Raw genomic sequence first — 23,941 nt, 5'->3', positions numbered from 1 at the left:
ATTTTCTGTAAAGAAGGGGTATTTTCCCCGTTTTTCATCTGCAGAATTATTTGCATCTTGTTCCCGTTTTTACGAAAAAAGCGACTATATAAAACCTCTTTGTTAATCTTAAAATTTGTTTTTTTATGCAACTTAACTTAAACAAAAACACCAGCAAAAATCCATTTAACGTAAATCTGAAAAGCCAAATGTATTCAAATCTGAAATCGCCTAATCAACAATCGAGCAAGCCGGTTACCGGAAAATCTTATGAAGAGAAAAAACTTGCCAGGCAGGATACTTTTCTCAATGAACATTATGCACAGCTTTTTCTTCTGAGCTGATGGTTCCTGTAAATTACGCTTAAATTAATAGTGTATAGCGGGTTATTTTTGTTTTATCATGCGCTATACACTATTCATTTTACTGCTATTGATATTTTCATTTGCCCATGCCCAGGAGTTTGGGGGCGAACCCGCTTCAGTAAAATGGAGGCAGATTAATAATGATACCGTAAGAATTATTTTTCCTGACGGCTGGGATAGTATTGCCAAACGCATTGCGGCTGTGACCTCAAATGAACAGTTGCATTTTGCCGGCACGATCGGCAATCTTAGCCGGAAGACAAGTATCGTATTGCATAATCAAACCGTTTTCTCAAACGGTTTTGTTGCATTAGGCCCCCGGCGCAGCGAATTCTTTCTTACGCCTGAACAAAATGCCTTTGAATTAAGCGCTGTAAACTGGAGCGATCTTTTAAGCATACATGAATACAGGCATGTGGAACAATACAACAATTTTAATGTTGGCCTTTCGCATGCAATGCATATTTTATTCGGGCAAAACGGGCAGGCCCTGGCAAATGCTGCTGCCGTGCCCGACTGGTTTTTTGAAGGCGATGCCGTATATAATGAAACCTTGCTAAGTTATCAGGGCCGTGGCAGGCTTCCCTTATTCTTAAACGGTTACAAAAGCCTGTACCTGGAAAACAAACAGTACAGCTACATGAAATTGCGCAATGGCTCTTACCGCAATTTTGTGCCGGATCATTACCCGCTGGGGTATATGCTGGTGGCGTACGGAAGGGAAAAATATGGCGATAATTTCTGGAAAGATGTAACGCATGATGCAGCTTCTTTCAACAGTCTTTTTTATCCTTTGCAGCATGCAGTGAAGCAACATGCAGGTATAGGTTTTAATGATTTTGTACAGCAGGCATTTAATTATTATAAAGAGCAATGGAAAGGGCAATCTTATTCCAACCTTACATTTATCGATTCGGTTGAAAAGCATAATGTAACCGATAACCAATATCCCTATATAACAAAGGACGGGTCGGTTATTACACTACAAAAAAGCTATAACCGCATTCCGCAGTTTATAATAAGGCGGGCTGATGGCATTACGGAGAAAAATGCCGTAGAAGCTATTACTACCAATGATTACTTCAGTTATAATAATGGTATAATTGCTTACGCATCTTTTAAACCCGATGCACGCTGGGGCAACCGGGAATACAGCGAAATAAGATTGATTGATATCAATACCAAAAAAGAATGGAAACTCACCGCACACTCAAGATATTTTTCCCCGGATATCTCGCATAACGGGAACATGGTCATTACCGTTGAACAGGCAACAGATGGAAGTTCAAAACTCGTGCTGCTTGATATAAGCGGGAATATTAAGCGAACTATAGTGAATGAGCAGGGCAATGTTTTTTCTTATCCTAAATTTTCTTCCGATGACCAATACATATATGTATGCAACAGGAAGGCTGATGGTAAGATGGGTATCTTAAAGCAGGCCGTTACTGGTAAAGACCGGGAAGTGATCTTACCTTATAACAACAGGATTATTGGGTTTCCTGTTGTACAGGGCGATACCTTATTATATAGCTGTTCCAATAACGGCCGGGATGAAATTTGGGCATACATCGGTTCAGCACATAAAAATTACCGCATTGCTTCTGCGGCCACAGGTTTGTACCAGGCAGGCCTGCTGCATAATAAAATCATTACAGCTGCATTCACGGCAGATGGCTACAGGCTGGCCGAAGCAACGCCCCTGTGGCAAACCGTAAATGAAAATGATACTTTAAAAAATTTATATGTATCCCATCCGTTTCAACAGCCATCCAATCAATTATTGAATAATATTGGAGAAAGGGATTTCACTTCGAAACCTTACTCCAAAACCTCGGGCTTTTTTAATTTCCATAGTTATAACCCATATATCAGCGATCCCGATTATTCTTTTATATTATATGGGCAGAATGTTTTAAACACGGTTCAAAGCCAGTTATATTATACCTATAACCGCGATGAACAGTTCAGCCGGGTGGGCTATACCGGTATTTACGGCGGCTGGTATTTGCAGCCTTTTATTAATGTAAACCAAACATGGAACAGAACGGCCCGGTTAAATGCCGATACCACACTTCATTGGAATGAAACCAAATTAAGCGGCGGGCTGCAATTACCGCTCAATTTAACCGGCGGAAAAATGTACCGCAATTTAACCACGTCGGCGGGCTATAATTATGTGAGCACGCAATGGACCGGCTTTGCAAAAAATTATTTTAAGCATGCAGGCTTTGGCTATACGCAGCTTCGGTTATATTATAGCCAGTATATACAACAGGCGGTTCAGCATATTAATCCCCGGTTTGGGCAATCAATAACCTTACAATTCAGAACGGGCAGTACGGCAAATCAATTGCTGGCAAGCAGCTATCTGTATTTCCCGGGGCTGGGTAAAAACCATAGTATAGTTGTTAACCTGGCCTACCAGCAGCGGGATACTTCGGGCAAATACTATTATGATAACAATTTCCCTTTTTCAAGAGGTTATTCCGTGCCGGATTATCCAAGAATGTATAAAGCCGGTTTTAATTATCATTTCCCGCTGGCATATCCCGATTGGGGTTTTGGGAACATTGCCTACTGCTTAAGAATTCGCGGCAACCTCTTTTACGATTTCACACAAACCAAAAGTTTAAGAACGGGCAACCATTTTAATTTTGCTTCCACCGGCGCTGAAATTTTCTTCGATACTAAATGGTGGAACCAGCAGTTTGTAAGTTTCGGGCTGCGCTACAGCAGGCTTCTTAACACCGGTTTGGAAAGAAGCAATCCCAACCAGTGGGAAATTGTACTTCCGTTAACCTTATAAGCTGCTGCAGATTGTATATTTTGCTGTTATTTTGCCTTAATACCGCAAATAGTAATGATTTAACTAGTCTTTTAGGTTTGAAAATTTGCAAAAATTTTCTCAATTAATTGTATTCCTATATCTTTGCGCTCCCAAATTTATGTCCAAACAATCATTAATTCAACAAGACGGCGCTATTATAGAAGCATTAAGTAACGCTATGTTCAGAGTTAAATTGGAAAATGGCCACGAAATTCTGGCCACAATTTCGGGAAAAATGCGCATGCATTACATAAGGATTCTGCCCGGCGATAAAGTGAAGGTGGAAATGAGTCCTTACGATCTTTCAAGAGGAAGAATTATTCTTAGGTATAAATAAGTTATAAACGAGCTGACAGCTGAATGCTGACGGCTGAAAGCTAAAATATATGAAAGTAAGAGCTTCAATAAAAAAACGCAGTGCAGATTGCAAAATCGTAAAAAGAAAAGGCAAACTGTATGTAATCAACAAAAAAAATCCCCGCTATAAGCAAAGGCAGGGATAATATGCTGGAGCTTACCCTAAGGGCCACAGGTTATAACGCCAAAGGCTAATGCTCAGCTAAACTATAAACAGATAACAAAAATATAAACAGAAATTATGGCTCGTATTGCCGGAGTTGATTTACCAAAAAATAAAAGGGGCGAAATAGGCTTAACCTACATATACGGTATTGGCCGTTCCACAGCCCGCCACATTTTGGATAAAGCAAATATTAATTACGATAAGAAAGTAAATGACTGGGATGATGACGATCTTAACCAAATCCGTTCCATCATAACCAACGAGGTAAAAGTAGAAGGTGCATTGCGCAGCGAAGTTCAAATGAATATTAAGCGTCTTTTGGATATTGCCTGCTACCGTGGCCTTCGTCATCGTAAAGGATTGCCGGTTCGCGGCCAGCGCACCCGCACAAACAGCCGTACCAGAAAAGGCAAGCGTAAAACAGTTGCCGGTAAAAAGAAGGCACCTAAGAAATAATTAATTAAATAAGCGGCCGGAGTTTTCCGGTTGATTACCTATTAGATAAAATAAAAAATGGCAAAAGCAGCAAAATCACAGGCAGGCGGAAAAGCCGCAGCAAAAAAGAGAATAGTAAAAGTAGATGCTTACGGCGATGCACACATCAATGCTACTTTTAATAATCTTATTGTGTCTTTAACCAATAAGCAGGGCCAGGTTATAAGCTGGTCATCTGCCGGTAAAATGGGTTTCCGCGGTTCTAAAAAGAATACGCCTTATGCAGCACAAATGGCCGCACAGGATGCAGCAAAAGTAGCTATAGATGCGGGCCTGAGAAGAGTGGATGTATATGTAAAAGGTCCGGGTGCCGGCCGTGAAGGCGCCATTCGCGCTTTGGCAACAAGCGGCATTGAGGTTTCTATGATAAAAGACGTAACACCTTTACCGCACAACGGTTGCCGTCCTCCCAAGAAAAGAAGAGTTTAAACCAATTACGATTTCTGATTTATAGATTTTAAGCCAGTTGAGTTTTTAAATCGTAAATCTAAACATTGCAAATCGTAAATTTCAATAACCGGGTGCAGCATTTATTTTAAGATTTTTAATGATGCTGCATCGTCACTAAAAAATCAAGTACATAACTATGGCACGTTACAACGGACCTAAAACAAAGATCAGCCGTATTTTCGGCGAGCCTATATTAGGCAATGGCAAATGGTTAAATAAAAACAGCAACCCTCCCGGCCAGCACGGCGCCAGCCGCAAACGCAAAACTTTAGGCGAATACGCTATTCAGCTTAAAGAAAAACAAAAAGCTAAATACACTTACGGCGTTTTAGAGCGCCAGTTTCGCAAAACATTTGATGAAGCTTCCCGTATTAAAGGCGTAACAGGTGAAAACCTTATTAAGCTGCTGGAAGCCCGTTTGGATAATACAGTTTTCCGTTTGGGTATCGCCCCTTCAAGACCGGCAGCCCGACAGTTGGTTTCTCACAAACATGTTACCGTAAACGGCGCTATTGTGAACATTCCTTCTTACCAGTTGAAACCGGGCGATAAAATTGCTTTAAAACCAAAAAGCAACGATAACAGCTCCATTACCAGCCAGGTGCGGGGCAAGAACCCTAAATTTAACTGGCTCGACTGGAATGAAACTGAAAAACAAGGTGTTTTCATTACCTGGCCCGAAAGGGAAAGCGTTCCTGAAAACATTAAGGAACAACTGATAGTGGAATTGTACAGCAAATAAGCTATCAGCCCTGAACTATAAGCTTTCTGCTTTGCCGCTCAGGGTTCGGAACGTACAAGGGAGTGACACAACCGGCGATGCCACAAGGCTCAAAAGCCGGTAACATAAAAAATAAAAACAAAAAACAAAGGAATATAAAATGGCCATTTTAAACTTCCAGAAACCGGATAAAATTATATTACAGAAAGTAACTGATTTTGAAGGTTCTTTCGAATTTCGCCCGCTGGAGCAGGGTTACGGTTTAACCATCGGAAACGCTTTACGCAGGGTATTATTAAGCAGCCTCGAGGGCTACGCCATCACCAGCATTAAAATTGAAGGTGTTGACCACGAGTTTGCTACTATTAAAGGTGTTACGGAAGATGTAACTGAAATTATTCTTAACCTGAAGCAGGTTAGGTTTAAAAAAACAGTGGAACACGATGTAGCAAGCGAAAAAATTGTTTTAAGCGTAAAGAACAAAGCTGAATTTACTGCCGGCATGCTGAACGATGGCCTGCAGAGCTTCCAGGTAATGAACCCTGACCTTGTGATTTGCATAATGGACCAGAGCGCAAAACTGGATGTGGAATTCACTATTTCAAAAGGCCGCGGTTATGTACCGGCTGAAGAAAACCGCGCAAAGGATCTTCCGCTTGGCTATATTCCAATCGATTCTATTCACACGCCTATAAAGAATGTAAAATACGCCGTTGAAAACTACCGCGTGGAACAAAGAACAGACTATGAAAAACTGTTACTGGATGTTTCTACCGATGGTACCATCAACCCGGAAGAAGCTGTGAAACAGGCTTCCCGTATTTTAATTCAGCATTTAATGATCATCACCGACGAAAACATCACCTTCGATAATAAAGAAGACCGTAAGGAAGATGTGGTGGATGAGCAAATGCTGCAGTTACGCAAAGTGCTGAAAACGCCGCTGGAAGATTTAGACCTCTCCGTTCGCGCTTTCAACTGTTTAAAAGCTGCAAAAATCAACAGCTTAAGCGAACTGGTACAGTACGAACAGGAAGACCTGATGAAGTTCCGCAACTTCGGCCAGAAATCTTTAAGCGAAATAGAACAGGTGCTCGGCGAAAGAGGCCTGCACTTTGGAATGGATTTGTCTAAATTAGGTTTAGACGACATCAACTAAGAGCTAATAGCTGTTGGCTGATAGCTGATAGCTTTTTCATAACAGCCCTGTAATTCCTTGACACGGTACAGGACTAAAATTCAAACGTCATGCGTCACGGAGATAAAATTAAAAACTTAAGCCGCACAAAGGCACACAGAGATGCGTTGCTGGCCAACCTTGGCAGCCAGTTAATCGTTAACAAACGCATTGTAACCACATTGGCAAAAGCCAAATCTTTAAGGGTTTACGTGGAACCGCTGATTACCAAAACACGCAAAGGCGAAAGCAAGGAGCAGATAATGCACCAGCACCGCGTAGTATTCAGCTATTTAAAAGATAAACATGCTGTAAAAGAATTATTTACAGTAATTGGCCCTAAAGTGGCAAGCCGCCCCGGTGGTTATACCCGCATTATTAAATTAGGCACCCGTTTGGGTGATAATGCCGAACTGGCCCTGATAGAACTGGTTGACTTTAACGAAGTTTACGGTAAAACAGCCGCTACTACTGCTGAAGCCGGCAAGAGAACACGCCGTGGCCGCGCTAAAAAATCTGCTGAGCCTAAAGCAGAAGCTGCTGCTGAAGCAAAAGCTGACACACCTGCAGTAGAAGATGCAACAGTGGTAGAAGAAACGCCTGCCGCACCGGTAGAAGGCGAAGCAGATGTGCAGAAAGGCACTGGAGAATAAAGTTTCTTACTTAATATATTTAATAAAAAAGTGGTTGATTGCTCAACCACTTTTTTATTTGTATAAACCCCGATATATTTTCTTTTATAGCTTGAAAGAAGGATTTGCAGAGATTATTTGAGAAGATTAATCACCAGGATTTCCTGTTTTTCGGTATTGTTACCGGGTTTTTTGCACCCTTTTATTCATTCCTTCAACCTTTTAAGCCTTCATTCATACCTTTTTATTGAATAATTACACCCTAAAACCGGTAAAACATACCCTTTTTCCGACTTTTTCAATCCTTTTCCTGATAATTTCAATCCTTTTTCCGGTTATTTCAATCCTTTTATTGATTGTTTCAATCCTTTTTCTGGTAAAATCCAATCCTTTTTAGGGCTAAGGCACCACAATCTTGTTGTTGATACGGTTTACATCGGCCATGCGCTGGGAAGGATCGATTTCAATGGATTTAATATCGGTAAGCGGCCGTGAAATAGTGAAACTGTATTCAGGATCAACCCATTTCCAATCTTCATGCACAATGGTTTTAACGGTATCTTCTGCGGGTTTGGCTCCAAACGTTAAGTTCAGGGGCACATAATGCATTTCCCGGGTGCCATCTTTATAAGTTACCAGCACATCTGCCGGCATGGGCATTAAACCCAGGCGTTTTAAGGTGATGCGGGCATTAGCCCCGTCCACATTTATATTGCCCAGGGCATAATCAATGGTCTTGGTGGTATAAACCCAGTATTCCTTATACCATTGCAGCTCAAGGCCGCTCACTTTTTCAGCAATGCGGATAAAATCGTTGGCATTCGGGTGCTTATACTTCCATTCTTTATAATATTCCAGCAAAATTTTATCGAGATTGTCTTCCCCCACTATATAACCCAATTGCGAAAGAAATATGGAGCCTTTTGAATAGGCCGCAACAGAATAGGCATAATTAGTATTGAAGTGATCGGCATGCGTGCTTAAGGGCTCTTCCTTCCCGCTTTTCACCAGCCTGAAATAAGAATTGTAAGAATTATTGAAAGCGAAGGCTGTATCTCCCTTAAGCCAGTTGCTGGTACGCTGTTCGGCGTAAGTGGTAAAGCCTTCATCCATCCAGGCGAATAAACTTTCGTTGGTGCCCATCAAACCCTGGTACCAGCTATGCATAAACTCGTGCATGGCCGTGCCAACGCTTGCACTTTTTATAAGCGTGGCCATGGGATACTCCATACCACCGTCGCCGCCCTGTATAAAAGTGTAATTTTTGTATGGATAAGCGCCGAATGTTTTGGCAATATAGGGATAAGCCTTTTCAATGGTGTTAGCAACGGTTTCCCATGCCGGCTGCATGGAATCTACTTTTTTATACACAAAGTAAAACAACGGCCCTTCCGGCATTTGTTTTTTAATCATGGTGTAAGCGGTGTCGGCGGCCCACACAAAATCGTGCACATTCTGCGCAGCAAATTTCCAGGTAAGGGTTTTGCCGGTTGGCGCTTTAATTTTTACATTATCCGCCTGGTAACCAAACCCCACTTCATTGGGATTCTGAACCGTGCCGGAGCCAGCCAGCATATAGTTTTTATCAATAGTGATGTTTACGTTATAATCGCCCCAAACGCCGTAAAATTCACGGGCTATATAAGGGTTTGCATTCCAGCCCTGGTAATCGTATTCCACCATTTTGGGGTACCACTGGCTCATGCTGTAGCGAATACCTTCGGCATTATCTCTTCCGCTTCTTCTTATCTGCACAGGCGCCTGGCAGTTAAAAGCAACCTCAAAGCTGTTTTTTGAATGAGGAAGCAAAGGTGTTTTTAACTGCACCTCCAGGATGGTTTCATGATAGATGAGTTTTTGCGCCACGCCGTTCAGCTTCACATATTCCGTACTGTCGAAGCCAATTTCATCGGGTTGAAGTTTTTGAATGCGGTCGCGTACACGATCATCCCAGTCATATACAGGATTACCGTTGCGGTCGGTGCCCAGTTCAATTTTGCCCAGTTCGCGGCTGCGCACATCCATCATACTGTTTGGCTGAAAAGCATTCCAGTATAAATGAAAGAAAACGCGGTGCAGGGTATCGGGCGAATTATTCCAGTAATCAATTTTTTCAATGCCGGAAAGCCTGTTGGTTTCCGCATTCATTTTAACGTCGATATTGTAAGCAATGCGTTGCTGCCAGCGGTCTGGCTGAGCATTGGCGGAAAGGCAGAAAACAATCAGTAGAAACGATAAGGTGGCTGCAATTTTATTCATGCTGTAAAAAGTTATAAATACAAAAATGCCCGGCATTGCAATATCAGGTACAATTTACCAGGCACAAAAATTTTTTATAAGGTGATTGACTCTTTCAACAACCTGCCATTTACATCAAAATATAAATTCTTTCTTTGAATACCGGATTTTTGAACGTTGATGCGATACCGCAATGGCTTGCCTAATTCCTGCACTTCAAATGCAGCTTTCATTTCGCGGCCGGCATATTTGCTTTTTGAAAAACCATCTTTTACTTCGCCGGGCAACTGGCTGAATTCCATTTCGCGCTCACTGCCCTGCCAGTCTCCTTTTGAAGAAAAGCTTGCCGTGATAATACACTTGTTCAGTTTAAAATGCGCCACATAATTATGCAGCTTATCGTGCCATTCAACATGCGTGGCATGTGGGTAACGCGTAGCAAATGCATCTGTAACCGCAGCCGGAATTTTGCCAAGCTGCGCTTTAGCAAAAAAGGTTATTGAAAACAATAATAAAAAGAAAAATGTTCGTTTCATAATCAAAGCACACCTTGCACAACAATTACAATTTCGCCCTTTACATTTTTGTTGGAGTAATAGGTACAAACTTCGGATAAAGTTCCATGATAATTCTCTTCAAACATCTTTGTTAACTCTCTGCTAACACTACATTTTCTTTCTGCGCCAAAATAGTTAATGAAATCATTCAAGGTTTTAACAAGCCTTACAGGGCTTTCATAAAAAACCATTGTTCTTTCTTCTGTTGCAAGCTGCGTAAGCAACGTATGCCTTCCTTTTTTAAGCGGAAGAAAACCTTCAAATGCAAAGCGGTTTATGGGCAGGCCGCTGTTTACCAGTGCCGGCACGAAAGCGGTTGCGCCGGGCAGGCATTCAACCTTAATATTATTTTTTAAACATTCGCGTACCAACAAAAATGCAGGATCTGAAATGCCGGGCGTGCCTGCATCGGTAATTACAGCCATGGTTTTACCCGCCTGTAATTGTTCAATTAAATGCTGCAGTATTTTATGTTCATTATGCTGATGGTAAGGCGACAAAGGCTTCTGGATTTGATAATGCTGCAGCAGTTTGGAAGAAGTGCGTGTGTCTTCACATAAGATAACATCCACTGCATTCAGCACCTCTATGGCACGGAATGTTATATCTTTTAAATTACCGAGCGGTGTGGGAACGAGGTAAAGCATGCCGGTTAGTTTTGAAATAGGTTATGCAACATGCTTATAACTTCTTTTAATTTATCATCCTTAACCTTACTGAATTTCTTAATGATCCGCGATTGTTCAATGGTAAATAATTTATGACATTTTATTATAGAACTTTCCGGGAGGATTCCACTTTGCAGGTTATTATCATTCAGCTCAACTGAAAAATTGTCTTTATACAGATTACTTGTTATTACACACACAACTATATCTGGAAACCTGCCGTTATAGAGATTGTTTGAAACAACAACAAGGGCAGGTCTTCTTTTAGAAGCAGATAAATCTGAATAAGGGAACGGCACCAATACAATTTCACCTTGTTTATACATTATCCCAGGCGCTTTTTTGTTCTGTATAATTTTGACCGATAACCGTATTAGCCAGGTCGCTTGTATCGTCGTCCATAAATAAACCATATTTCTCTTCATACAATAGCTCAACCAGCCTGTTTACTTTTTTTAGTAATGGCTGATCTCTCAATAATGCAATTTCTTCTTTCATTGCATTATACTCATCAACTGGTATTTCTATGGTTTCCTTCATGCACTAAAGTTATACAATTTACTCCACCCTCCTCCTGGTGGAAAGTATTAAAATACATTGGCAATATGACTCTCTTTAAACCGGGCTTAATTCACCATCTCTATCTCATAAAATTCCATTACAGGATTGGCGAGCAGCTTTTTGCAAGCGTCGTCAGCAGCGGCTTTAGCGGCCGCTTCAGAGTCAGCGTCAATTTGTAAAGTAATGTGCTTGCCTATGCGCACATCATTAATACCGTTTAAACCTAAATTCTTTAAACCTGCCTGCACGGCTTTTCCCTGTGGATCGAGCAGGTCTTTCAATAACATAACTTTTATCTGAACATTATAAGTCATAATAAATATTGAGTTTGTATTAATCAGATGCCTTAAAGCATCTGGCAAATATTCTATTGTTTATGCAACAAAGATAAAATAACATATACCAAAAAACTTAAAGGCACGGCCAGCCAGTGAATAAAGAAAGCTGAAATAATTGCCACCGCTGCAATAATAATGAAAGGCATGAACTTTTGTACAGTTACACCTTTAAACTTTAAAGCGAGCATGGGCCTGGTTGAAACCATTAACCAGGAAAGTATAACAATTAAAGCATACCAAAACCACGGGCTGATTAAAATTTGTGTAACGATGGCATAGTCGTTCGTCCAATAGATCAAGGGGAAAGCAGCTATAACCAACCCGTTGGCAGGAATGGGCACACCTTTGAAATAAGTGGTTTGCGCTGTATCAATATTGAACCTTGCCAGCCGGTAAGCGCCGGCACAGGCCACCATAAAAGCAGGCATTAAAAACAAAGTGCTTGCATCCAGGCCGTCTTCATGCTGCGCAAAACTTAAGCGTAAAAACTGGTATATAATTAAGGACGGCGCCACGCCAAAACTTACCACATCGGCCAGGGAATCTAACTGAACACCAATGGGTGAAGCAGCTTTCATCCATCTTGCCACAAAGCCATCAAAGAAATCAACAACAGCGGCGAGGCCAATGAATAAAGATGCCATAAACATTTGCTGGGGAATGCTCACGTATTGCGTGCCGAGTGCAGTAACGTCGGGCGTTAAGGTTAACTCATCTGCATTATACAAAGGCACCAGTCCCGGCTGAAGAATATAAACAATAGCAATACAACCGAAGAAGAGATTGAGTAGTGTGATGATGTTTGGAATTTGTTTCATGGAGATTGTTTACCGATAACCGTTAACTGTTGTCCGACTCACCAAGCGATTTTATCAATGTCTGCATCATAGCAACGAGTTGTTCATATTTCTGGTATTTATCGTCAAAAATACTTTCATTAATATATTTTCTTTGAATGGCAAGATACAGGCATGCAACCACTTCCAAGCAGAACGGTTTGCAATAACAAGAAATCTTTTAAACTCCAATTTTGACTGAAGTGTTGAACCTTCTGCAATATTTAAAACAACAGAATCAGCAGCACGTTTTATCTGGGAGGTAAGGATAAACAACTCATCCTTCGGAAAACTTTTAACCATACCGGATATTTCACCGCTCAACGCCAAAGCTAGTTGCCATATTTTAAGCTTTTCAAATTTAAAACCCATCGGTTAACGGTTATCAGTTTTACGGTTAACGTTTCATCAATCGCTCAATCTCTTCCGCTTCAATTGGAATATTTTTCATTAAATCTACATTGCCATGTTTTGTAAGCCATACATTATTTTCAATGCGGATGCCCATGTGCTCATCTTCAATATAAATACCCGGTTCAACCGTAAGCACCGCCCCTTCCTTCAATGGTTCATTAAATGGGCCAAGGTCATGCACATCCAAACCCAGGTGATGCGAAATACCATGATACAAATACTTTCTGTAAGCACGGTTCTCCCTGTCTTCATTCTTCACGTCTGCTTTTGCAAGCAACCCAATCTTTATAAAAACCTTTGTTGCCTCCTCTCCCACTTTCTCGTGATAATCTGCCAGGACAACACCCGGTTTCAATAAACTTTTTGCGTAATTATGTAAATGCAAACAGGCATTGTAAACCTGTTTCTGCCGTTTTGTAAATACACCGTTGGCAGGTACGGTGCGGGTGAGATCGGCAGCATAACCGGCATAATTAGCGCCAAAATCCATCAGTATTAATTCGCCGTCTTTTACTTCTTCATTGTTAAAAACATAATGCAATGTTCTTGCCCTGTCGCCGCTTGCAATAATGCTGCTGTAAGCTTCGCCCCTGGCACGGTTACGTAAAAACTCATGCATTATTTCAGCTTCAATTTCATATTCCATAACACCGGGTTGTATAAAGCCAAGCAGCCTGCGAAATGTTTTATCGGTAATATCAATAGCCTTCTTTATTACTTCAACTTCATACTTCGTTTTTACGGCACGCAGCTTTAATAAGATCTTTGCAGCACGTTCATAATTATGCAGCGGATAACGTTCTTGCATTTCCTGCACAAACCGATAATCCCGCGTGGCATAATGCCCGGTTGATTTACGGTCGTGTTCATTTGTATTTAAATAAATATTATCAGCTGCATGCACCCATTTCTGCAACAAACCATCCAATGCATCCAGCCATACTACGGTTTGTATGCCCGAAATTTCCCTTGCTTCATTTGCCCTTAATCTCTTGCCATCCCATTTTTCTTTTAATTCATTCGGCCTTACCAATACCAATACTTCGCGGTATTTTTCTTCCATGTTACCAGGAAATAAGATCACCATCGTATCTTCCTGTTCAATGCCGCAAAGCCAGTACAGGCCTGTGTTTTGCTGAAACCTGTAAGTGGCATCAGCGCTCGTTGGCACTTCATCATTGCTGTTAAAAATAGCAATACTGTTTGGTTTCATCTCTTTAATAAAACGCTTCCTGTTTTCAACAAAAAGTTTTGTATTTAATGGCAAATGTTTCATATAATATCACCCGTTTATAAATTGAAGAATAATTATTATATCACCGGCTGCAGTAATACAACGTATCACGGTTGTGTCACTCCCTTGTAGTGAAATGCAAATGGCATCTGCAGGCTGCTGTTTTAAGTGGCTGCAAAAATCAAAGCTATTTTTTAATAAAGCAATTAAAATCTATTGATTGTTAATAGTTTCGGAATTAGTAATCAAATTCAAAATAATTTTTGCTTTTTAGAATTCGTAATTACAGGCTGCCATTGCTGCCAAATATCGTATTGCAGATTGTTAGATAGAAAACTGTTATATACCAGTTATTTCAATTTCTCATCCCTTGACCTACTTTGTCAACACCATTTGTTTTGAGCTAATCAATTTTCCATCTACATAAAGCGTATAATTGTATGCGCCTGAAGAAAGTGTGGATGCATCTACATGCAGAATCCCTTTACCACCAGTAGTAATATTTATTTGCTTTATTTGCCTGCCGGTTTTATCTGTAATAACAAGCCGTGCAAATGCAAATTTCTGTGGAATGGTATAACCAATGGTTGTAGTATTTGTAAAAGGGTTAGGAATGTTTTGCTCCAAAGATGCCGATGTAAGTACAGTTGTTATTTGCGTGTTGGGAGATGATTGATTAGCGTTAGAAACGAGCAACGCCTTTAATTCATCAATTTGCTTTTGAAAATTTTCCCCTTGTGCATAAAGCGCCATTTTTAAAGAATCGTTTTGTTTCGAAAGTTCCTGCACAGCTTTTACTAATGGCACAACAAATTCAGCATATCTTAATCCATATAAATCTTTATCGTTCTTTGCAGCATCTACACCACTGAAATCATAACTCAATTCTTTAGCTGCTTTTTCAACATCCTGTGCTATAAAGCCTGTATAAATGATTTGTTGTCTTTCATTATGCGCAACCAAATCTTCTGCTAAAGGTTGTATGGCATTGCCATCTTTAGTTTTTAATACAGGTCGCTGAATAATTTTATCCACTGCATCCAAATCCAGGTTATAAGTTATAGGCCGCAGTTTGTTTATAAAGGCAAGCCCAGGTACATTTTGTTTTATATTTTTCTTTACCCGGCCATCTGATAATGTTGTCCAATCTACCTGCCCACCAATGCTTTTAACATCGCTGTTACCAATCCGTACCTGGTTACTTGCCATTGCAAATGCTTCATAGCCTATCACTGTACAGTTGGTAAAATTGCCTTCGTTTACATTAGCATAATAACCCAAAGCGGTATTACGGCTACCCGTAATATTATAATTTAGGGTATTAGTGCCAATTGCAGTATTGCCAGAACCGGTAGTATTACTTATAAGCGCATAACCTCCACCGGCAGTATTTTCAGAACCTGTAGTATTTCGTAAAAGTGATCCATAGCCATTAGCAGTGTTTTGATTACCTTTTGTATTCTGCCAAAGTGCCTGACGGCCGGTAGCAGTATTTTCGGAACCTGTGGTATTGTAATAAAGAGCCTCAACGCCGGTAGCAGTATTCTCAGAACCTTTAGTGTTAGTATAAAGCGCCCAATACCCTGTAGCAGTATTATTAAAACCTGTAGTGTTAAAACAAAGTGCCTGAAACCCGGTAGCAGTATTTACGGAACCCGTGGTATTGTAATAAAGCGCTTCAATACCGGTAGCAGTGTTTACAGAACCTGTGGTATTGTGATAAAGTGCGCTAGAACCAGTGGCTGCATTACCATTTCCTGTAGTATTATAATATAGTGCTTTGCTGCCAATAGCAATATTATGGCCAGAACCGCCATTTTGGTTAAACAAGGCAGAATCACCAATAGCCACCAGATGGGTGCCTATGGTATTTTTGTATAAGGCGTTTATGCCAATAGCAATATTACTGTATCCTGTGGTATTTTTGCCTGCGCCACTACCAACAAAAACATTATTGTTTTTTGCTGAAATAAATCTTTGATTGCTATAATATACATCACCTCCGAAATAAATATTCTTCCATCTTAAACTACTGCTACCAAGACTAAGTGTATCGTTAGTTTTAGGTATTAAAGACCGGTTTACAGCCGTAGCTGTCAGGTTTGATAAGCTAGCATTTGCACCAGCATCTACCATTACCCAATTTACCTTACCTTTTCCATCAGTTGCGAGAACCTGGCCACTTATACCATCGGTTGCAGGCAAGGTATAAGTGCCAATTCTTAAAGTGCCCCTAAACATGCCATTACCATTATTAGCGTTTACATAAAACACAGGAGAAGCAATACTATCCCGCAATTCATATTGGGGTTTAGAGGAATTATAGAACAATCCATAATTAGGATTCGAAGCATATTGAAAAACATATTTATTATTGCCGACAAGATAAGTTCCTCTGCCTACAAACGATAACTTTCCAGATGAATCTATTTTAGCATAGTCCGATGAAGCGCCTAAATTCCAAATACCTGAACTAAATAAGCTACCGCGTTTTACGTTATTGGTTTTAAAAATCAGGCTTCTATTATCTGTCGTCCCAATAAAGTTGGAACTATTAATGCCATTATTACCAGTAATACTCCAGCTTTGAGCTATTGTTAATTGTGCGGAAAAAGCTAACAATAACAAAATGTAAACCTTCTTCATAAGAATTTAATGATTGATTATTAATTAAAAATGCAGTGTTTCCGGGTTGTAATTTTAGTTTTGGTTTCCAGCAAACAAGCTTTCTGAACAAAAATCAGTAAAATCCGATTCTTATAAAAATAATTTCATTTTATGTCTCCAATAATCTGTAGTTGAACTACGCGATCAAATTACATTTTGCCATCAAAAGAAGTATAATCCTGATACTTAAAAATGCATTAGTCCTTATATAAAAATTAAAAAAATATTCCCTTTAGGCTATGCGGGTTTATCTTAGCATCATGGATAAACGTTTGTTTTTGCTGGATGCTTATGCACTCATCTTTCGCGCCTATTATGCCTTAATACGCAACCCGCGTATTACTTCAAAGGGAAGAAACACCAATGCCCAGTTTGGTTTCACGAATACATTAATCGATTTAATGAACCGGGAAAAACCTACCCATCTTGCTGTATGTTTTGATGTGGAAGGCAAAACAGAACGGCATACAGATTTCACCGATTATAAAGCCAACCGCCAGGAAACGCCGGAAGATTTAATGGAAGCCATTCCTGATATAAAAAGAATTATTGAAGGTTTTAATATTCCCTGCATTGGAGTGGAAGGTTATGAAGCAGACGATGTAATAGGCACATTAGCATGGCAGGCGCATGACGCAGGTTATAATGTTTACATGGTTACGCCCGATAAAGACTACGGCCAGTTAGTGCGCGATGGCGTAAAAATTTATAAACCGGGTTACCAGGGCGGCAGTTTTGAAATCCTCGGTCCTGCTGAAGTTTGTGCCAAATGGGATATTGCAAAAGTAGAACAGGTAATCGATATTTTAGGTTTGATGGGAGATGCTGTTGATAATATTCCGGGTATTGCGGGTGTGGGTGAAAAAACAGCCGCCAAATTGCTGAAAGAATATGGCAGCCTTGAAAATGTAGTGGCCAATGCTGAAAATATTAAAGGCGCGCTGGGCAAAAAAATTGTTGACGGGAAAGAGTCGGCGATACTTAGTAAAAAACTGGCAACCATTATAACCAATGCACCGGTTCAGTTTCAGGAAGAACAATTTTGTTTGAAGGAGTGGAATAAGCCTGCATTGATTGAAGTGTTTACCGAGCTTGAATTTAAAACCATTGGCAAAAGAATTCTGGGCGATGATTTCAACGTATTTCAAACGGCACCGGTGGGTGTACAAACAGACTTATTTGGTAATGCTATTGAAGGCGCTGTGGCAAGAACCATCATCGAAAAAACAGAAGATAAAGAAATTGATGATAAAGGGTTAGCTACATCAAAAAACATTATCAATACACCACATGAATATATTTTAGTGGATGAAGAAGAAAAGATAAAACAGTTGGTTGATGTATTAATGCAGCAAACAGAAATCTGTTTTGATACAGAAACCACCGGTATTGATGCCAATGATGCAGAACTGGTAGGTATGAGCTTTTCGTATAAACCTGGCGAAGCTTATTTTGTAACGTGTTCTGCAGAATACGAAGCCACCTGTAACCTGCTTGAATTATTAAAGCCTTTATTTGATAATCCTGATCTTATATGGATTGGTCACAACATAAAATATGACCTGCTTGTTTTAAAATATTATAACCGCGAAATAAAAGGCCAGGTATATGATACCATGCTGGCGCATTATGTGGTTGAGCCCGATGGCAAGCGGAGCATGGATTTATTAAGCGCTCAATATCTTGGTTATGAACCCGTGCATATTGAAGAACTTATTGGCAAAAAAGGCAAAGGCCAGGGCACCATGCGTGATGTTGAGATACAGAAGTTAAAAGATTATGCGGCAGAAGATGCGGATATTACTTTACAGCTAAAACATTCATTACACCCTCTACTAAAAACAAAAGAAGTAGAGCGTGTTTTTTATGAAGTGGAGAACCCGCTTGTAAAGGTTTTAACCGATATGGAATTTGAAGGTGTAATGATTGACGTTCCTTTTTTACTTAACTATTCAAAAGAGCTGGAACGTGAAGCATACCAGGCAGAGCAGGCTGTATATGCCGGTGCAGGCGTTAAGTTTAATATTGGTTCGCCTAAACAGTTGGGCGAAGTATTATTTGAGAAACTCAACTTAAATCCATCAGCTAAAAAAACAAAAAGCGGCCAGTATGCAACAGGTGAAGATGTATTGATGAAACTGGCGCACAATAATCCTATCGTTGCAGATATCCTGGCTTATCGCCAGCTAACAAAACTAAGGTCAACTTACGTGGATGCTTTGCCTTCGTTGATCAACAGGAAATCCGGCCGTGTGCATACAACTTATGGACAGGCTGTTGCTGTTACAGGAAGGCTTGCGAGCAATAATCCTAATCTGCAAAATATTCCCATACGCACAGAACGCGGTAAAGAAATACGGAAGGCGTTTATTCCAAGACAGGGCAATGTTATCATCAGCGCAGATTATTCGCAAATAGAATTAAGGATTGTTGCAGCAATAAGCGGCGATGAAAACATGTGCAATGCTTTTAAAAACAATGCAGATATCCATACAGCTACGGCAGCAAAAGTTTTTAATGTGGATGCTGCAGATGTTACAAAAGAAATGCGCTACAAGGCAAAGAGTGTAAACTTCGGTATTATTTATGGCCAGGGCGCTTTTGGTTTGGCCGATAACCTTGGTATAAGCCGCACAGAGGCAAAAGAAATAATTGATAATTATAAAAAAGAATTCAACGGCATTACGAAATACATGGATAACATGATCAACTTCTGCCGCGAACATGGTTATGTGCAAACATTAATGGGCCGTAAACGCTGGCTGAAAGATATTAACTCTGCCAACTTCACCGTACGCGGCTATGCAGAACGCAATGCCATCAACTCTCCCATTCAGGGCACCGCTGCCGATATGATAAAAATGGCGATGATAAAGATTCATGACTCCATGAAAAAAGAAAAATTAAGAAGTAAAATGATTATGCAGGTGCATGATGAATTGGTGTTTGATGCCGTGCCATCTGAACTGGATATATTGCAGCCGCTCATCTTAAACAACATGAAAGCCGCATTGCCTTTACCGCATGATGTGCCCGTTGAAGCAGAGTTAGGCATAGGTGATAATTGGCTGGAGGCACATTAAAAACTGTAAATTTGAGAAGCTAATATTTAGTATATGAAGTTAACAATTGCAATTGCAAAGGGCGAAGAGTTTTATATAGGAACAATCAAGGAAATCCCATCTGTAATCACTCAGGGTGAAACAATTGAAGAAACACGTGAGAACCTTATGGATGCATTGGACTTATATCTAAGCAATATGCAGGAAACAAATAATCTTATAAACACTGTTTTGGAAGAAGACTTAACGCTCGGATAATGAGTTTAAAAAGAAATGAATTTTTGCAACATGACATTTACAGAAATTTTGTAAGCAACAAGCAAACAACAGTCCCAAGGCATCCAAAACTCGATAAGTTTTTGTGCGATGCGATTTGTAAACAACTTGAAATACCTAAACCATAAAATATTATACTGCCTGCCATGAATAAGAAGATAAAAAAAAACAAAGAAATCTTAAAGCCGCAGCAACAATCGCCCAAGGCATCAGAGGCTGCGCATAAGGCTGCGGAAGCAGACATTTCGAAAGACCTTGACCTTACGCCGCCGCCTGATCCTGCCACTGATCTTGATGAAGGCGAACTGGCAAGGTTAGAAGGCGGAGATTAGCCAGGTTATGTAATTATTATGTGGAAAAAAATGTATTGCTTATAACAGCATAAAATAATATCTTGCCGCCGTTGATGCTTGCTACCGTATTGGATTGCTTATTATTCACCATTAAAAAAGTGTACTATGTCAATTCTTACACTCGAAAGGCTTTCTAAAATCTACTACCAGAAGTTTCTTAGAAAAATTGCGGAGGATTATCGCGACATTAAAGAGTATGTTGAATCTACGCCGCAGGAAACTAAAAAATTACTGCAGTTGTTCCAGTTGAGAAACGAGGCGCACCGTGAAGAAAATGGCGCAGACAATCCCAGGTTTACAGAGATCATTGAATTTCTGCGATCCTGCAAAGAGTTAAAACTGGTGATGCATATTGTAAAAGTTAAAGATCAGTTACTTACTATTTTAACAGATACTAATTATACAAAAGTTGTAGGCCTTTTATAAACATTATTCTTTGTCAGAACACAGGTGCAGGCTTTAATAGAGTTTGCACCTGTTTTATTTTATTCAAAAACCATCTGCAATTACTACTATGTTCAGCAATAAAGTTCTCCGGTTCCTGTTCAATCTTAAATTACCCTTTGCATTACAAAACGGTATAGAAGTGCTGGATGCGCATCAGCGTAAAGATGTACAGCAGGCATGCTCCGCATTTTATAAAAAATTTTATAATGATAATAATAAACGTCATGCATTAATAGGTATAAATCCCGGCAGGTTTGGCGGAGGCATTACCGGTATCCCTTTTACCGACCCCATCCGTTTGGAAAAAAATTGCAGCATTCATAATGATTTTCAAAAAAAACAGGAATTGTCTTCCGTGTTCATTTATGATATGATTGAAGCTTACGGCGGCAGCGAAGCGTTTTACAAACAATTTTATATAACAGCCATGAGCCCGCTGGGATTTATAAGAAATGGAAAAAACCTTAACTATTATGATGATAAAGTTTTGCTTAAAAACATTCAGCCTTTTATTGTTGAATGCATGCAGCAGCAAATTGCTTTTGGGTTAAAAACTGATATATGTTTTTGTATTGGCGAAGGTGAAAATTTAAAGTACCTGCAAAAATTGAATAATGAACATAAATGGTTTAGCCAAATTGAAACGCTGCCGCATCCGCGATTTGTAATGCAGTACAGGCTTAAAAGAAAAAATGAATTTATAGAATCTTATATATCAAAATTAAAACCCGTTGTTTAAAACAGGGGATTTTCATCTACAATTTTGTTTTTAAAGCCATTATTACATACAGGTTTTATGTATTAAATTCTTGGTATAAAATTGGTTTTGCTAAGGTCATAATTCATATTGACTACTAACAAATAATTTAATAGCAAGTTTGAAAAAGATCGTTATTATTACTGCTTCTGTTGCGGCCGTTCTCCTGATTGGAATATTCATTTATTTAAAAGTTCGAAAGAGTGAAGATTTTGAGCCTTTAATAAAAGCGAAGCTTCAGCAGGTTGTAAAAGAAGCCTCTGACAGCTTGTACATTTTAAACCTGGATAAAATAGAAATTGATGTTGTCGGTTCTAAAATTAAAGTACATAATGCTGAACTGTTAATTGATTCAACACGCCTTAATCAACTATTGGCAGATGGAACAGCGCCGGTTGATGTTTATAAAATTTCATTGTTTGACCTGCAAATTGATGGCTTCAACATTGCGGATTTGCTGGATAAGAAAAATATAAACCTTAATGCACTCAATATAAAAAATCCTACCGTAGAAATTTATCATCCGGTCAATAAACGAGATACGATTATTAACGATACCACCACGCTTTATTCACGCATACAAAAAAGCCTTGGCTACTTCAGCCTCCGGGATCTTTCCATTTCAAATATGAATTTCATTTATCATGATATAGCTGAAAAAAAAGAAAAGCTTACTACGTTCAGCAACGTTTCAATGCGCTTCAATAATATTGAAATTGATTCAACCACCCAGTTTGATACAACCAGGTTCCTGTATGCCAAACAGGCGAATATTTATATTCCCGGTTATACTTTCAGAACACCTGACAGCATGTATTTTTTGAAAGCTGATACGCTCATCCTGCATGCGGCGCAAAAATCAATTGATGTAGCCGGCCTTGTTTTGCACCCCCGGTACAGCAAGCAGGAGTTTGGCAAACACCTGAAATTTTATAAGGACCGTTATGATATAAAATTCAAAAAGGCCAGCTTTAATAATATTGACTGGTACAAACTCTTTTTAGGAGAAGGCTTTACAGCAAAACATGCAGAATTTAATGATGGCTCAATGGAAGTGTATGCTGATAAAAATGTTCCGCCTTCAACCAAATCAAAAATCGGAAATTTTCCACACCAGTTACTGGCAAGGTTAGATATGCCCGTTGATATAGATACCATCTTAATAAAAAACTTTGAATTCACTTACCGGGAGCTTAATATTAAAACGCAACAAACCGGGGCCGTTACATGGACCGATATAAGCGGCCAACTAACAAATGTAACCAATGTGCCTGAAAAAATAGCCGCAGATAAAATAGTAAAAGTTGCAGCAAAAAGTAAGTTGTTTAACGCTGGAAACTTTAGCGCAGTATTTTTGTTTGACATGACGAAAACAAAAGACGGTGATTTTACGCTGGACATTAATCTCGGGCCAATGGATGGCACAGTCATCAATCCCGCTTCAAAAACATTAGGCCTGTTTGAAGTAAATAGCTTGTCGATAAAAAAAATAGATGCACATATTATAGCCAACAGCTATAAGGCACGCAGTTCTGTTTTATTTGTGTATGATGATTTAAAGATTACGGCTTTAAAGAAGCAAGAGGAATCAAAAAAATTAAAAAAGAAAAAACTGGTAAGTTTTTTTGCAAACACATTCATTATTAATAAATCCAATACGATGAATGATGCCAGGCCGGAATATGTAACTTATGAGCGGGATCCGCAACGCTCATTTTTTTCTTTAATATGGAAATCTCTGTTAAAAGGTATAACAAATACAGCCTCCTGACAATGAAAAAATTGTTTCCAAATTATAACAAGCTTTGCATTTTAATATGTTAAGAGCTATACTTTTGCAACCAACTTTCCCTGTGTTTAAAACATTTATTTTTACAGGCAACAACAATTAATGAACCTTTATATGGCCGATTACATTCGTTTTTTTCTTATTGATGATGACGCTGATGATGTTGCGATCTTTAAAGAAGCAGCAATGGAAGCAAACCCTGCATTGGAAATTATTAATGCCGGGAATGGGCATGAAGCATTAAAGATTTTAAAGCACAGCTCTGGTGATTATCCAAACGTTATTTTTTTAGACCTGAATATGCCACGCATGGGCGGTAAAGAATGTCTTTCCGAGTTAAAAAAAGATGCCGCCCTACGCAATATACCCGTGATTGTTTACACAACATCTTCCCAGTCGAAGGATATTGAAGAAGCCATGCTGAAAGGCGCTATGTGCTTTATTACAAAGCCCACCAGCATAAAAGAGCTGAAACACATATTATCAACGATTTCAACACATGTAAACGGTAACCTTGAAAAAACTTTGCGCAATCTGAGTAATACGTCTTCCGCTTTTATCGTTTGTTGATT

At 39.5% G+C, this 23,941-nt stretch carries 25 protein-coding genes and 1 pseudogene; 16 read left to right on the top strand and 10 right to left on the bottom strand.

The features are described from left to right. Nucleotides 1-188 precede the first annotated feature (188 nt). From ACTHN6_RS02985 to rplQ, 9 genes are all read left to right on the top strand, one after another. Complete coding sequence (locus tag ACTHN6_RS02985) at nt 189-323, top strand: hypothetical protein (protein ID WP_440434224.1); 135 nt, start codon at nt 189-191, stop codon at nt 321-323. Nucleotides 324-381: 58 nt separating this feature from the next. Continuing rightward, nucleotides 382-3,153 (top strand): hypothetical protein, encoded by a 2,772-nt coding sequence (locus ACTHN6_RS02980; protein WP_440434223.1) that lies wholly within the window; start codon nt 382-384, stop codon nt 3,151-3,153. A 139-nt stretch (nt 3,154-3,292) separates the two neighbouring features. Beyond that, nucleotides 3,293-3,511 (top strand): translation initiation factor IF-1, encoded by a 219-nt coding sequence (gene infA, locus ACTHN6_RS02975; RefSeq protein WP_090653392.1) that lies wholly within the window; start codon nt 3,293-3,295, stop codon nt 3,509-3,511. 49 nt (nt 3,512-3,560) lie between these two features. Continuing rightward, on the top strand, nt 3,561-3,677 hold the full coding sequence (gene ykgO, locus ACTHN6_RS02970; protein WP_026774906.1) for a type B 50S ribosomal protein L36: 117 nt from the start codon (nt 3,561-3,563) through the stop codon (nt 3,675-3,677). Nucleotides 3,678-3,772: 95 nt separating this feature from the next. Next, nucleotides 3,773-4,153, top strand: coding sequence for a 30S ribosomal protein S13 (gene rpsM, locus ACTHN6_RS02965; protein ID WP_440434222.1), 381 nt, complete (start codon nt 3,773-3,775; stop codon nt 4,151-4,153). A gap of 57 nt (nt 4,154-4,210) precedes the next feature. Continuing rightward, on the top strand, nt 4,211-4,621 hold the full coding sequence (gene rpsK / locus ACTHN6_RS02960; protein WP_440434221.1) for a 30S ribosomal protein S11: 411 nt from the start codon (nt 4,211-4,213) through the stop codon (nt 4,619-4,621). Nucleotides 4,622-4,778: 157 nt separating this feature from the next. Next, complete coding sequence (gene rpsD / locus ACTHN6_RS02955; RefSeq protein ID WP_440434220.1) at nt 4,779-5,384, top strand: 30S ribosomal protein S4; 606 nt, start codon at nt 4,779-4,781, stop codon at nt 5,382-5,384. A 139-nt stretch (nt 5,385-5,523) separates the two neighbouring features. After that, the gene (locus ACTHN6_RS02950; protein ID WP_440434219.1) at nt 5,524-6,522 is read left to right on the top strand and encodes a DNA-directed RNA polymerase subunit alpha; all 999 of its coding nucleotides are present in this window, start codon (nt 5,524-5,526) and stop codon (nt 6,520-6,522) included. Between the two features lie 89 nt (nt 6,523-6,611). Next, nucleotides 6,612-7,193 (top strand): 50S ribosomal protein L17, encoded by a 582-nt coding sequence (gene rplQ, locus ACTHN6_RS02945; protein ID WP_440434218.1) that lies wholly within the window; start codon nt 6,612-6,614, stop codon nt 7,191-7,193. Between the two features lie 378 nt (nt 7,194-7,571). Here rplQ and ACTHN6_RS02940 read toward each other — a convergent pair whose 3' ends face one another. The 10 genes and pseudogenes from ACTHN6_RS02940 to ACTHN6_RS02895 all read right to left on the bottom strand — a co-directional run bounded on the left by ACTHN6_RS02940 (nt 7,572) and on the right by ACTHN6_RS02895 (nt 16,664). Continuing rightward, nucleotides 7,572-9,431 carry a M1 family metallopeptidase gene (locus ACTHN6_RS02940; protein ID WP_440434217.1) on the bottom strand — a complete coding sequence of 620 codons (1,860 nt, stop codon included), beginning with the start codon at nt 9,429-9,431 and terminating at the stop codon, nt 7,572-7,574. 74 nt (nt 9,432-9,505) lie between these two features. Beyond that, nucleotides 9,506-9,946: a PepSY-like domain-containing protein gene (locus ACTHN6_RS02935; protein ID WP_440434216.1), complete on the bottom strand. Its 441-nt coding sequence runs from the start codon at nt 9,944-9,946 to the stop codon at nt 9,506-9,508. Nucleotides 9,947-9,948: 2 nt separating this feature from the next. Continuing rightward, nucleotides 9,949-10,614 (bottom strand): 16S rRNA (cytidine(1402)-2'-O)-methyltransferase, encoded by a 666-nt coding sequence (gene rsmI, locus ACTHN6_RS02930; RefSeq protein ID WP_440434215.1) that lies wholly within the window; start codon nt 10,612-10,614, stop codon nt 9,949-9,951. A gap of 5 nt (nt 10,615-10,619) precedes the next feature. Beyond that, on the bottom strand, nt 10,620-10,961 hold the full coding sequence (locus ACTHN6_RS02925) for a type II toxin-antitoxin system PemK/MazF family toxin (protein WP_440434214.1): 342 nt from the start codon (nt 10,959-10,961) through the stop codon (nt 10,620-10,622). Continuing rightward, nucleotides 10,954-11,175, bottom strand: coding sequence for a hypothetical protein (locus ACTHN6_RS02920; protein WP_440434213.1), 222 nt, complete (start codon nt 11,173-11,175; stop codon nt 10,954-10,956). The genes ACTHN6_RS02925 and ACTHN6_RS02920 overlap by 8 nt, the downstream gene beginning before the upstream one ends. 86 nt (nt 11,176-11,261) lie before the next feature. Beyond that, nucleotides 11,262-11,510, bottom strand: a complete 249-nt coding sequence (purS, locus tag ACTHN6_RS02915; protein ID WP_440434212.1) for a phosphoribosylformylglycinamidine synthase subunit PurS — start codon at nt 11,508-11,510, stop codon at nt 11,262-11,264. 53 nt (nt 11,511-11,563) lie between these two features. Continuing rightward, complete coding sequence (locus ACTHN6_RS02910) at nt 11,564-12,352, bottom strand: CDP-alcohol phosphatidyltransferase family protein (RefSeq protein WP_440434211.1); 789 nt, start codon at nt 12,350-12,352, stop codon at nt 11,564-11,566. Nucleotides 12,353-12,374: 22 nt separating this feature from the next. Beyond that, nucleotides 12,375-12,673, bottom strand: a pseudogene (locus ACTHN6_RS02905) (four helix bundle protein). A gap of 94 nt (nt 12,674-12,767) precedes the next feature. Then, complete coding sequence (locus ACTHN6_RS02900; protein WP_440434210.1) at nt 12,768-14,060, bottom strand: aminopeptidase P family protein; 1,293 nt, start codon at nt 14,058-14,060, stop codon at nt 12,768-12,770. A gap of 333 nt (nt 14,061-14,393) precedes the next feature. Then, the gene (locus ACTHN6_RS02895) at nt 14,394-16,664 is read right to left on the bottom strand and encodes a tail fiber domain-containing protein (RefSeq protein ID WP_440434209.1); all 2,271 of its coding nucleotides are present in this window, start codon (nt 16,662-16,664) and stop codon (nt 14,394-14,396) included. Nucleotides 16,665-16,945: 281 nt separating this feature from the next. Between ACTHN6_RS02895 and polA the strand changes: the two genes are divergently transcribed. The 7 genes from polA to ACTHN6_RS02860 all read left to right on the top strand — a co-directional run bounded on the left by polA (nt 16,946) and on the right by ACTHN6_RS02860 (nt 23,939). Beyond that, nucleotides 16,946-19,768, top strand: coding sequence for a DNA polymerase I (gene polA / locus ACTHN6_RS02890; RefSeq protein WP_440434208.1), 2,823 nt, complete (start codon nt 16,946-16,948; stop codon nt 19,766-19,768). 33 nt (nt 19,769-19,801) lie between these two features. Next, nucleotides 19,802-20,005 carry a type II toxin-antitoxin system HicB family antitoxin gene (locus tag ACTHN6_RS02885; protein ID WP_440434207.1) on the top strand — a complete coding sequence of 68 codons (204 nt, stop codon included), beginning with the start codon at nt 19,802-19,804 and terminating at the stop codon, nt 20,003-20,005. Nucleotides 20,006-20,169: 164 nt separating this feature from the next. Continuing rightward, a complete protein-coding gene (locus tag ACTHN6_RS02880; RefSeq protein WP_440434206.1) occupies nt 20,170-20,355 on the top strand; it encodes a hypothetical protein in 186 nt (61 codons plus the stop codon). A gap of 126 nt (nt 20,356-20,481) precedes the next feature. Next, nucleotides 20,482-20,802: a hypothetical protein gene (locus ACTHN6_RS02875; protein WP_440434205.1), complete on the top strand. Its 321-nt coding sequence runs from the start codon at nt 20,482-20,484 to the stop codon at nt 20,800-20,802. A gap of 88 nt (nt 20,803-20,890) precedes the next feature. Then, the gene (locus ACTHN6_RS02870; protein ID WP_440434204.1) at nt 20,891-21,562 is read left to right on the top strand and encodes a uracil-DNA glycosylase family protein; all 672 of its coding nucleotides are present in this window, start codon (nt 20,891-20,893) and stop codon (nt 21,560-21,562) included. Between the two features lie 139 nt (nt 21,563-21,701). Further along, nucleotides 21,702-23,351 carry a hypothetical protein gene (locus tag ACTHN6_RS02865; protein ID WP_440434203.1) on the top strand — a complete coding sequence of 550 codons (1,650 nt, stop codon included), beginning with the start codon at nt 21,702-21,704 and terminating at the stop codon, nt 23,349-23,351. Between the two features lie 120 nt (nt 23,352-23,471). Beyond that, nucleotides 23,472-23,939 (top strand): response regulator, encoded by a 468-nt coding sequence (locus ACTHN6_RS02860; protein WP_440434202.1) that lies wholly within the window; start codon nt 23,472-23,474, stop codon nt 23,937-23,939. Nucleotides 23,940-23,941: the final 2 nt, after the last annotated feature.

This window comes from Parafilimonas sp. (assembly GCF_051953455.1).
Classification (GTDB): Bacteria; Bacteroidota; Bacteroidia; order Chitinophagales; family Chitinophagaceae; genus Parafilimonas.
This window is presented reverse-complemented; position numbering and strand designations above follow the sequence as displayed.